The following is an 11,823-nucleotide window of genomic DNA, read 5'->3' on the forward strand; positions in this document are numbered from 1 at the left end:
GAGCAGGAAATGAGTCAGACCCCTAAAATCGTCGCTATGCAGGTTATTCCGGTTGCCGGACACGACAGCATGCTGCTCAACCTGAGCGGGGCGCACGCGCCATTTTTTACCCGCAATATTGTGATCATTAAAGATAACGCCGGGCATACCGGCGTGGGCGAGATACCGGGCGGAGAAAAGATCCGTCAGACGCTGGAGGATGCCGCCGCGCTGGTGATCGAAAAAACCGTCGGCGAATATAAAAATATTCTCAACCTGGTGCGGAGCACCTTTGCTGACCGCGATGCTGGCGGGCGCGGCAGCCAGACGTTTGACCTGCGCACGACTATCCATGTGGTAACCGGTATCGAAGCGGCGCTGCTCGATTTACTCGGGCAGCATCTGGGCGTAAACGTCGCGTCGCTGCTGGGCGATGGCCAGCAGCGCGACCGCGTGGAGATGCTTGGCTACCTCTTCTATATTGGCGATCGCCGCAAGACCTCGCTCGCCTACCAGAGCCAGGAGCGCGATCCGTGCGACTGGTATCGCCTGCGCCATGAAGAGGCGCTTACGCCAGATGCGGTCGTGCGACTGGCAGAGGCCGCGTATGAGAAATATGGCTTCAACGATTTCAAACTCAAAGGCGGCGTGCTGCGCGGCGGCGAAGAGGCTGAGGCGGTTACCGCACTCGCCAGACGCTTTCCGGAGGCGCGCATCACGCTCGATCCCAACGGCGCCTGGTCGCTGAATGAGGCCATCCTGCTGGGCAAACAGCTGAAGGGCGTGCTCGCCTATGCAGAAGATCCCTGTGGCGCGGAGCAGGGCTACTCCGGCCGCGAGGTAATGGCGGAGTTCCGCCGCGCCACCGGGCTGCCGACCGCAACCAATATGATCGCCACCGACTGGCGGCAGATGGGCCACACGCTATCGCTGCAGTCGGTGGATATTCCGCTGGCCGATCCGCACTTCTGGACCATGCAGGGTTCCGTGCGCGTGGCGCAGATGTGCCACGACTTTGGCCTCACCTGGGGTTCGCACTCCAATAACCATTTTGATATTTCGCTGGCGATGTTTACCCACGTTGCCGCCGCCGCGCCGGGCGCGATTACCGCTATCGACACCCACTGGATCTGGCAGGAGGGTAATCAGCGCCTGACCAAAGAGCCGTTTGTCATTAAAGGCGGCATGGTGCAGGTACCGCAGAAGCCGGGGCTTGGCGTGGAGCTGGATATGGACCAGGTGATGCAGGCAAACGCGCTGTATCAGAAACATGGGCTGGGCGCGCGTGACGACGCTCAGGCGATGCAGTTCCTGGTACCGGACTGGACTTTTGATAATAAGCGTCCCTGCCTGGTGCGCTAACGCTTCAGGCTCCCTGAAAGGGGGCCTGCCGTCATATACAGGAGTAAACAGAATGAGTAATGCCTGGCCAAATACATTTCGCCGCCGCCTGCTGGCAGGAGAGACCCTGATAGGCAGCTGGTGCGCCCTTGCCAGTCCGCTGACTACTGAAGTGCTGGGGCTGGCAGGCTTCGACTGGCTGGTGCTGGACGGCGAACATGCGCCCAACGACATCACCACGTTTGTACCGCAGCTGATGGCGCTGAAAGGCAGCAGCAGCGCTGCGGTCGTGCGTCCGCCGTGCAATGAGCCGGTGATCATTAAACGCCTGCTCGATATCGGCTTCTATAACTTCCTGATCCCCTTTGTGGAGACGGAAGAGGAGGCGCGCCGCGCCGTTGCCTCAACCCGCTACCCGCCAGCGGGCATCCGCGGCGTGTCAGTTTCGCACCGCAGCAATATGTACGGCACGCTGCCGGACTATAACGCCACGATTAACGACAACATCACGCTGATGGTGCAGATCGAAACGCAGCAGGCGGTAGATAACATCGATGCGATCGCCGCCGTTGACGGCGTGGACGGGATTTTTGTCGGTCCGGGCGATCTCTCAGCCGCGCTGGGATACCTGGGCCAGCCTGCGCATCCTGAGGTGCTGAAAGTTATTCAGTACCTGTTTGAACGCGCCAAAGCCGCAGGCAAGCCGTGCGGCATTCTGGCACCGGTAGAAGCGGACGCGCGGCGCTATCTGGAATGGGGCGCCACCTTTGTTGCCGTCGGCAGCGATCTCGGGGTTTTCCGCAACGCCACGCAGGCGCTGTGCAACAAATTTAAACTGTAACGCAGAAAGGGGAAGGCAATGAAAATTGGATTTATCGGCCTCGGTATTATGGGCAAACCGATGAGTAAAAACCTGGTCAAAGCGGGTTACACGCTGGTGGTGCGCGATCACAACGCAGGCAATGAGGCAGAACTGGCCGAACTGGGCGCGACGATAGCAAAAACGCCCAAAGAGGTAGCAGAACAGGTGGATGTGGTGATCACCATGGTACCTAACTCGCCGCAGGTGCAGGAAGTCTGCCTGGGCGCGGGCGGCATCATTGAAGGTGCAAAACCTGGCCTGATTGTGATTGATATGAGTTCTATTGCCCCGCTGGCCAGTCGTGAGATCCACGACGCGCTGGCAGAAAAAGGGATCCGTATGCTTGATGCGCCGGTCAGCGGCGGTGAGCCAAAAGCGATCGAGGGCACACTGTCGGTGATGGTGGGTGGCGATAAAGCGATCTTCGACCAATGCTTTGAGATTATGAAAGCGATGGCAGGCTCGGTGGTGCATACCGGTGATATCGGCGCCGGTAACGTGACCAAGCTGGCAAATCAGGTGATTGTGGCGCTGAACATCGCAGCGATGTCTGAAGCGCTCTCGCTGGCAACCAAGGCGGGCGTGAATCCGGAGCTGGTTTATCAGGCGATCCGCGGCGGCCTGGCGGGCAGCACCGTGCTTGATGCCAAAGCACCCATGGTGCTGGATCGCAACTTCAAACCCGGTTTCCGTATCGACCTGCATATCAAGGATTTAGCCAATGCGCTGGATACGTCACACGGCATTGGCGCGCATCTGCCGCTGACGGCCGCGGTGATGGAGATGATGCAGGCGCTGAAAACCAGCGGTCAGGGCTCCGCCGACCACAGCGCGCTGGCTTGCTATTATGAGAAGTTAGCGCAGGTTGAGATCGCCCGGTAAAGCCGCTCTCCGGCGTCTGCGGAGGCCGGAGAACAGGCTGCGTGAGCAAAGCAGCATACCGTTACGTTACCCATCGCGCCTGGATTGCCTATGAAAATTGTCATCGCACCCGATTCATATAAAGAGAGTCTGTCTGCCCTGAATGTGGCTGCCGCAATTGAAGCGGGTTTCCGCGAGGTTTTCCCGGCCGCCGAGTATGTCAAAATCCCGGTTGCCGACGGCGGTGAGGGCACCGTTGAGGCCATGGTGGCCGCCACCAGCGGTACGCTTGTCCGGCTAACCGCAACCGGCCCGCTGGGCGAGCCCGTGGCGGCGTTTTATGGCCTGTCGGGGGATGAGCGCACCGCGTTTATTGAGATGGCTGCCGCCAGCGGCCTGGAACTTGTGCCGGTGGCGCAGCGCAATGCGCTGATCACCACGTCGTGGGGCACCGGTGAGCTGATCAAAAACGCGCTCGATCGCGGCGTAGAGCACATCATCATTGGCATAGGCGGCAGCGCCACCAACGATGGCGGTGCCGGAATGATACAGGCGCTGGGCGCCCGGCTGCTGGACAGCGCTGGCTGCGATCTGGCGCCTGGCGGCGCGGCGCTGGCGCAGCTGGCGCAGATCGATATCAGCGGAGTGGATGCGCGAATCAAAGCGTGCCGCTTTGAGGTCGCCTGCGATGTCACCAATCCGCTGACCGGGGAAAAAGGCGCTTCGGCGGTGTTTGGCCCGCAGAAGGGCGCCACTCCGGCACAAATCGCGCAGCTGGATCGGGCGCTGGCCCACTACGCTTCGCTTATTCAGCGCGATCTGGATATCGACGTGCTGCATATTGCGGGCGGCGGCGCGGCGGGCGGTATGGGTGCGGCGCTGCACGCATTCTGTCAGGCTGAGCTGCGCAGCGGCATTGAGATTGTGACGGAGGCGCTCGGGCTGGCGGAGCAGGTCAAAGATGCCGATCTGGTGATCACGGGGGAAGGGCGCATCGACAGTCAGTCTGTGAATGGCAAGGTGCCAATCGGCGTGGCGCGGGTTGCCAAACAGTTTAATAAGCCGGTGATTGGTATTGCCGGTAGCCTGACCTCTGATGTGGGGGTTGTACACGCTCACGGCCTTGATGCGGTCTACAGCGTACTGTTCAGTATCTGTTCTCTGGAAGAGGCGCTGGCCAGTGCGGAACAGAATGTGCGCCTGACGGCGCGTAACGTTGCGGCAGCCATCAGGATAGGCAAAGGGCTGTAGGCCGGACCGCGATGCGCGGCGGCCCGGCGGCTAAGGCCGGTATGGGCGTCGCCATAAAGATCGTTCTGACACGCCATTTTACGCCAGCGCCAGCCGCTTACGCGCCTCGCGCGCAACGTTGGCCATCTCATCACTCAGCTCCAGCAGTTCCGGCTCCAGCGCGGCAATATCACTCGCCTGGTGCAGGCTGCCTTCCAGCTGCTGGCAGAGCTGTTTCAGGCGCGGGACACCGCTGTAACTGGCGCTGCCGTGCAGCTTGTGAATAATTTCACGCAGCCCGTTTACGTCACCTTCAGCCATACAGTGCGCCACGCGCGCCTCCACCTCAGGCAGGAAATCGAGCAGCATCTGTAGCAGATCGCGCGCCAGGGCCGGTTTGCCGGCCGCCTGACGCAGCGCCAGTGACCAGTCAAGCGAGACGGCAACCCCCACCGCGGGCGGCTGAGAGGCGGGCGCAACCGGCAGATAGCGCTGCAGCAGCTGAGCCAGGCGGGTTTCATCAATCGGTTTTGCCAGATAGTCATTCATGCCGGCGGCAATCAGCTGCTCGCGCTCGCCATCCAGTGCGTGCGCCGTTACCGCAACGATTGGCGTGCTGGCGTGCAGCGGCAGGCGCCGGATAATCTCGCTGGCCTGAATACCGTCGATATCGGGCATCTGTATATCCATCAGGATCACATCCAGCCGCTGCTGCTGTGCGGCGTGTATGGCCTGCTCTGCGTTGTCACACAGAATGATATTTTCAACCTGCTCCTCCAGCAGCGCGCCGATAAGCCGGAGGTTAGCCGGGTTGTCATCCACCGCCATCACGGTCAGCGGCTGGCGCGGCAGTGGGGAGATCAGGCGGTGCTGACGGCTGCCGATATCCAGCAGCAGCGGGATAAAGCGCGTCAGCGAAACCGGTTTTGCGATACAGCCGGCAATGCCCCGCGCACGCAGATCGTCGGCAAACAGCATCATCTCGCTCGGCAGCGCCAGCAGTACGGCATCCGCGCGATCGCACAGCTGCTGGATCTCCGTATCGGTCAGCGTTGCCGGGTGCGGCTTAGCGACCGGCATTCCCAGCAGCAGCAGGGGATAGTGGCGTTCCGGCAGCGCAGCCAGGCTGGGATAATATTCTACCCTGAGCGGGGTGATACTCAGCATCTCCTGCACGACGCGCGCTACCGCCGGATGGGGCTCGACATAGGCCAGCGTTGTGGCGTGCAGGTCATCCAGCACGCGCGGAATGGTAGGGGCATTCGGGTTAAGATTGAGCCGGACGCGCACCCGGAAAACCGACCCCCGATCGGGCTGGCTGTGAAAAGCGATTTCGCCGCCCATCTCCTGTACCAGCTTCTGGGTGATCACCAGCCCAAGACCCGTGCCGCCGTGCCGGCGGGTAATACTGGCATCCGCCTGGCGAAACGCCTGAAACAGCTGCGGCTGCTGCATTTCCGGAATGCCGATACCGGTGTCATGCACCTGAATCTCCAGTTCCGCCTGCGTGGCGCTGAGATGCTGCAGCTCAACGCGCAGGTCGATATGCCCCTGCTCGGTAAACTTGATGGCGTTACCAATCAGGTTGATCAGGATCTGCTGCAGCCGCAGCGGATCGCCGATAACGTTGTCAGGTACGCTTTTTTGCAGGCAGACGGTGATCTCCAGTCCTTTTTCATGCGCGGAGGGCGCCAGCAGCACCAGCGTCTCATCCAGCGTGGCGCGCAGCGGAAAAGGAATAGATTCCAGCACCAGTTTGCCCGATTCCAGACGCGAGAAATCCAGCACATCGTTGATGATGCTCAGCAGATTATTGGCGGAGCGCTCAATCGTACTCATATAGTCGCGCTGGCTGGTGCTCAGGCTGGTTTTCAGCATCTGGCGGCTGAAGCCGATCACGCCGTTGAGCGGCGTACGCAGCTCGTGAGACATGTTTGCCAGAAACTCAGATTTAATGCGGGCCGCCTCCTGAGCGCGTTTCTTCGCCAGATCCAGCTCGACGTTCTGAATCTCCAGCTGCTCCAGCGTTTCGCGCAGATCCCAGGTGGCCTGGTCAATATTTTGCTGCATCTCTTCATGGTAGGCGGTCAGCGACATCGCCATCGCGTTGATACCGTTTTTAAGCATGCTGAGCTCGCCCAGCATATAGCCTTCCACCCGGCTGTCGAGCTGGCCGCGCCGGATGCGATCCACGGTGGCTACCATATTGCGTATCGGGCCGGTCACATCGCGCATCAGACGATAGGCGAACAGCATGGCGAGGCAGAGGCAGAACAGCAGCAGCAGCGTTGCGACAAATACCTCTTTATACTGCGCCAGCCGTACCGACTGCAGATCCAGCTCAATGGCGACATAGCCCAGGGGATTACCGTCGGGTTTGGTCTGTTCATCCGGCTGCTCATCAGCGAAGTAGCGTTCAGATATAATCGGCGTGCGCAGCACCAGCAGGTTACCCTGGCGTTCATGCGTTACGCCCTCGCGCAGCTGCGTCATATCCTCTTTTTGCAGCAGCGCCAGGTTCTGCTTACTGTTGGATGTGGCGTAAACGCGATTCTGGTTGTCGAAAACCGTAATGGCACGGACAATATCGGAATGGCGCCGGTGCAGCAGGCTGACCAGCTCGTGGATCGCAGCGCGATCGTGCCAGCTCATCCCATACTCACTGGATACCGCCAGAGGTTCGATAATATTTGCGCCGGCGTCAAAAACCTGGCGCTGCAGTTCGTTATAGCGGTGGACGACAAAAAAGGTGCTGAGCAGCAGACCAATCAGCAGCGTTGGCGCCAGTATTAAAATCATCATCCGCGCCCGCAGGCTGTATTTGGTCATCACGATGCCCTGGCGATTGCCGTGTTCCTGTGCACGCGTCGTGGCGGGCGGCACAACCTGATTAAAAGAGAATACGATTACTATGGCGCAATTTTACGCCGCAAAACAGCGGCCGACGACAAAGCAGCGGATCGCCGTCACGGTCGATGAGCTCGATCCGTTCGGCCAGGGCGTGGCACGCTATCAGGGGAAAACCCTGTTTATCAGCGGTGCGCTGCCGGGCGAACAGGCAGAGGTTACGCTGCTGGAAGATAAACGGCAGTTTGCCCGCGGTAAAGCGATAAAGATCGCACAGCCCAGTCCGCAGCGGGAAATACCGCGCTGCCGCCATTTTGGCGTCTGCGGTGGCTGCCAGCAGCAGCACGCTGCCGTTGCACTGCAGGAGAGCAGCAAGGCGCACGCGCTGAGCCGTCTGCTGAGCCGCGACGCCGCTTCTCCGGTGGCCGTTGAGGAGATTATCCGCGGCAATAGCTGGGGCTATCGCCGGCGCGCCCGGCTCGGACTGCAGTGGCAGCCGAAGCAGCAGCGGCTGGTGATGGGATTTCGCCAGGCGGCCAGTCATGCGCTGGTGCCCCTGCAGCAGTGCCCTGTTTTGGTGCCCGAACTTGAAGCGTTGCTGCAGCCGCTGCACCACTGCCTGAGCGCGCTGCAGGGGGTAAGGCGGCTGGGGCATGCAGAGCTGGTGCTGGCAGACAACGGCCCGCTGATGGTGCTGCGTCATCTCGACGCGCTTTCTGCGCGCGATCGCGCAGACCTGGAACGCTTTTCGCATCAGCACTCGCTGATGCTGTATCTGGCTGACGGCAGCGATGAGCTGCAGGCGATTAACAGCAGCATGCCTTACTACCGCTCGCAGGATTTAACGCTAACCTTTAGTCCACAGGACTTTATTCAGGTTAACGATCGCGTTAATCAGAAGATGGTGGCAACAGCGCTGGCGTGGCTCGATCTGCAACCCGATGACAGCCTGCTGGATCTTTTCTGCGGCATGGGGAATTTCACCCTGCCGGCAGGGAAATCTGTACAAAATGTTGTAGGTGTGGAGGGGGTTGCAGCATTAGTTAAGCAGGCAGAGTATAATGCCGCGCTTAACAATCTAAGCAATGTACGCTTTTTCCAGCATAATCTGGAAGAGGATGTTTCGCGTCAGCCGTGGGCGGCGCAGGGATTTAATAAGGTGTTACTGGATCCGGCGCGAGCCGGGGCGGCGGGCGTGATGTCGCATATTGTTAAACTTGCGCCAGAACGCGTGGTCTATGTTTCCTGTAACCCGGTGACACTTGCGCGCGACAGTCAGGTACTGCTGTCCGCGGGCTACCATCTGGAAAGGGTCGCGATGCTGGATATGTTCCCACATACCAGTCATCTCGAATCCATGGTGTTGTTCAGCAAAACATAAGCGACAGTTATGTCGCTGTGGCAGGAGAGGATATGGTTGCGGTCAGAAGTGCGCATTTAAATACGGCAGGGGAGTTTGCCCTCGATCAGTGGATTGCCAGCCTGACGATTAGCAATCCCCAATCCTGTGAGCGACTGGCAGAGACCTGGCGCTACTGTGAAGCCGAAACGCGCGAGCACCCCGATCAGACTCTGCTGCTGTGGCGCGGTATTGAGATGGTGGAAATCCTCACTATGCTCAGTATGGATTGCGATAGCCTGTGCGCAGCGCTGCTGTTTCCGCTGGCCAACGCAGAGGTGGTCAGTGAGGAGAAGCTGGAGCAGGCGTTTGGCAAAGGGATTGTCTCCCTGGTGCACGGCGTACGCGACATGGATGCCATTCGCCAGCTGAAAGCGATTCATAATGACTCTATGGCTTCAGCCCAGGTGGACAATGTCCGCCGTATGCTGCTCGCGATGGTGGAAGATTTCCGCTGCGTGGTCATCAAGCTGGCCGAGCGGATTGCGCATCTGCGTGAGATGAAAGATGCGCCAGAAGATGAACGCGTGCTGGCGGCAAAAGAGAGCACGAACATCTATGCGCCGCTGGCTAACCGGCTCGGTATCGGCCAGCTGAAGTGGGAGCTCGAAGATTACTGCTTCCGCTATCTGCATCCGGATGAATATAAACGCATCGCGAAGCTGCTGCATGAGCGGCGCATCGATCGTGAACAATATATCGATAACTTTGTGACCAATCTGCGTCAGGAGATGCAGAAAGAGGGCGTGCGGGCAGAAGTCTACGGGCGGCCGAAACATATCTACAGCATCTGGCGCAAGATGCAGAAAAAGTCGCTGGCGTTTGATGAACTGTTCGACGTGCGCGCGGTACGCATCGTGGCAGAGCGTTTGCAGGACTGTTATGGCGCACTCGGTACGGTGCACACCCTCTACCGGCATCTGCCGAGCGAATTTGACGATTATGTCGCAAACCCTAAGCCCAATGGCTATCAGTCCATTCATACCGTGGTGCTGGGGCCGCAGGGCAAAACCGTTGAGATTCAGATCCGTACCCGTCAGATGCATGAAGATGCCGAACTTGGCGTGGCGGCGCACTGGAAATATAAAGAGGGCCCGGGCGTCAGCAACTCGCGCGGGGCTGCCGGACACGAAGAGCGTATCGCCTGGCTGCGCAAGCTGATTACCTGGCAGGAAGAGATGGCGGATTCCGGTGAAATGCTGGAGGAGGTTCGCAGTCAGGTCTTCGACGATCGCGTTTACGTCTTTACGCCAAAAGGCGATGTGGTGGATCTGCCCGCCGGCTCCACGCCGCTCGACTTTGCCTATCACATTCACAGCGATATTGGCCATCGCTGTATCGGGGCGAAGATCAGCGGCCGCATTGTGCCTTTTACCTATCAGCTGCAGATGGGCGATCAGATCGAGATCATCACCCAGAAGCAGCCCAATCCAAGCCGCGACTGGCTCAACCCGAATCTGGGCTACATCACGACCAGCCGCGGGCGCTCCAAGGTACACGCCTGGTTCCGTAAGCAGGATCGCGATAAAAATATCGTGGCGGGCCGCCAGATCCTCGATAACGAGCTGAGCCAGCTCGATATCAGCATGCGCGAGGCGGAGAAGATTTTGCTGCCGCGCTACAACGTTGGCTCGCAGGATGAGCTGCTGGCGATGATTGGCGGCGGCGATATTCGTCTCAATCAGATGATCAACTTCCTGCAGGCAAAGCTCAATAAACCGAGCGCTGAAGAGGAAGATCGTGAAGCGCTGCGTCAGCTGACGCAGAAGTCGCATCACGCCTCAAACGCCCGTAAAGAGAGCGGTCGCGTGGTGGTGGAGGGGGTGGGAAACCTGATGCATCACATTGCCCGCTGCTGTCAGCCTATTCCCGGCGACGATATCACCGGCTTTATTACTCAGGGTCGCGGCATCTCGATTCACCGCGCCGACTGCGATCAGCTCAGTGAACTGATCTCTCATGCGCCAGAGCGTATCGTTGATGCCGTCTGGGGGGAGAGCTACTCCAGCGGCTATTCGCTGGTGGTGCGGGTTACCGCCAACGACCGCAGCGGCCTGCTGCGTGATATCACGACCATACTGGCGAATGAAAAGGTCAATGTACTGGGCGTCTCCAGCCGCAGCGATACCAGAAAACAGCTGGCGACCATTGATATGGATATTGAGATCTACAACCAGCAGGTGCTGGGGCGCGTGCTGGCGCGGCTTAATCAGGTGCCAGATATTATCGACGCGCGTCGTTTGAATTAACGCGCAGCCGGCACTGGCCCGCTGCTCTTCAGGGTCGCCTTTTACGGCGGCCCTTTTTATACCGTTGTTTGAGGATTTTTCATGACTGCCCTGAACCGTCTGCTTAGCCTGATGCAAACCCTGCGCGATCCGGCGCGCGGCTGCCCGTGGGATCGCCAGCAGACCTTTGCCACTATTGCTCCCTATACGCTGGAAGAGACATACGAAGTGCTTGACGCTATTCAGCGGGAAGACTTTACCGATCTGCGCGATGAGCTGGGCGATCTGCTGTTTCAGATTGTGTTTTATGCCCGTATGGCAGAGGAGGAGGGGCGTTTTAACTTCGACGATATCTGCAACGCAATCAGCGACAAGCTTGAACGCCGTCATCCGCATATCTTTGGCAGCGCCGAGGCTGAGAGCGCCGCAGAGGTGTTGCAGAACTGGGAAGCGATCAAACAGGATGAACGCGCGGCGAAAGCGCAGCACTCGGCGCTGGATGATATTCCGCGCGCGCTGCCGGCGCTGATGCGGGCGCATAAAATCCAGAAGCGCTGCAGCAGCGTGGGCTTTGACTGGGACAGCCTCGGACCGGTGCTGGATAAGGTGCATGAGGAGATTGACGAAGTCATGCATGAAGCGCAGCAGGCCACTGTCGACAGCGACAAGCTGGAGGAGGAGATTGGCGATCTGCTGTTTGCGACGGTAAATCTGTCACGCCACCTCGGCAGCAAAGCGGAAATTGCGCTGCAGAAAGCCAACGACAAATTTGAACGCCGCTTTCGCCACGTAGAGCAGATTATTACCGCGCAGGGATTGAGTATGCCTGCGGCGACGCTGGAGCAGATGGAAGCGGCGTGGCAGCAGGTAAAACTGAGTGAGAACAATCACTAACCTGTTAAGCGTCATACTGCTGTTTATTCCAGCAGTGTGCATAATTCAGCCGCTTGCGCTTACTCGATTCAGCCATCCAGCAACTTTGTGACATGCGTCAACATTTTCTGGCTGGCTATCCGCTATGTTAGCCGCTGCACGGCGCGGGAGGATGGTGTGATTCATCAATTGTGGCTGGGGAC

The 11,823-nt window shown here is 59.2% G+C and carries 8 protein-coding genes; 7 read left to right on the plus strand and 1 reads right to left on the minus strand.

Going from position 1 to position 11,823, the window contains the following annotated elements; translation table 11 throughout:
* Nucleotides 1-9 precede the first annotated feature (9 nt).
* The 4 genes from gudD (at nucleotide 10) to F3J39_RS10525 (ending at nucleotide 4,294) form a co-directional block, all read left to right on the plus strand.
* The gene (gene gudD / locus F3J39_RS10510; protein ID WP_039379898.1) at nucleotides 10-1,341 is read left to right on the plus strand and encodes a glucarate dehydratase; all 1,332 of its coding nucleotides are present in this window, start codon (nucleotides 10-12) and stop codon (nucleotides 1,339-1,341) included.
* A 52-nt stretch (nucleotides 1,342-1,393) separates the two neighbouring features.
* On the plus strand, nucleotides 1,394-2,161 hold the full coding sequence (gene garL / locus F3J39_RS10515; RefSeq protein ID WP_039379896.1) for a 2-dehydro-3-deoxyglucarate aldolase: 768 nt from the start codon (nucleotides 1,394-1,396) through the stop codon (nucleotides 2,159-2,161).
* 18 nt (nucleotides 2,162-2,179) lie between these two features.
* Complete coding sequence (garR, locus tag F3J39_RS10520; RefSeq protein WP_071668545.1) at nucleotides 2,180-3,064, plus strand: 2-hydroxy-3-oxopropionate reductase; 885 nt, start codon at nucleotides 2,180-2,182, stop codon at nucleotides 3,062-3,064.
* Nucleotides 3,065-3,154: 90 nt separating this feature from the next.
* Complete coding sequence (locus tag F3J39_RS10525; RefSeq protein ID WP_104085495.1) at nucleotides 3,155-4,294, plus strand: glycerate kinase; 1,140 nt, start codon at nucleotides 3,155-3,157, stop codon at nucleotides 4,292-4,294.
* A gap of 78 nt (nucleotides 4,295-4,372) precedes the next feature.
* Here F3J39_RS10525 and barA read toward each other — a convergent pair whose 3' ends face one another.
* Entirely contained in the window at nucleotides 4,373-7,102 is a 2,730-nt protein-coding gene (barA, locus tag F3J39_RS10530) for a two-component sensor histidine kinase BarA (protein ID WP_166714155.1), read from the minus strand.
* Between the two features lie 82 nt (nucleotides 7,103-7,184).
* Between barA and rlmD the strand changes: the two genes are divergently transcribed.
* From rlmD to mazG, 3 genes are all read left to right on the plus strand, one after another.
* Nucleotides 7,185-8,501, plus strand: a complete 1,317-nt coding sequence (rlmD, locus tag F3J39_RS10535; RefSeq protein ID WP_166714156.1) for a 23S rRNA (uracil(1939)-C(5))-methyltransferase RlmD — start codon at nucleotides 7,185-7,187, stop codon at nucleotides 8,499-8,501.
* Between the two features lie 32 nt (nucleotides 8,502-8,533).
* On the plus strand, nucleotides 8,534-10,768 hold the full coding sequence (gene relA, locus F3J39_RS10540; protein ID WP_039379884.1) for a GTP diphosphokinase: 2,235 nt from the start codon (nucleotides 8,534-8,536) through the stop codon (nucleotides 10,766-10,768).
* Nucleotides 10,769-10,849: 81 nt separating this feature from the next.
* A complete protein-coding gene (mazG, locus tag F3J39_RS10545; protein WP_039379882.1) occupies nucleotides 10,850-11,641 on the plus strand; it encodes a nucleoside triphosphate pyrophosphohydrolase in 792 nt (263 codons plus the stop codon).
* Nucleotides 11,642-11,823 lie beyond the last annotated feature (182 nt).

Origin of the sequence: Pantoea sp. Acro-807 (genome assembly GCF_011752675.1) — a bacterium.
Lineage (GTDB): Bacteria > Pseudomonadota > Gammaproteobacteria > Enterobacterales > Enterobacteriaceae > Pantoea > Pantoea eucrina.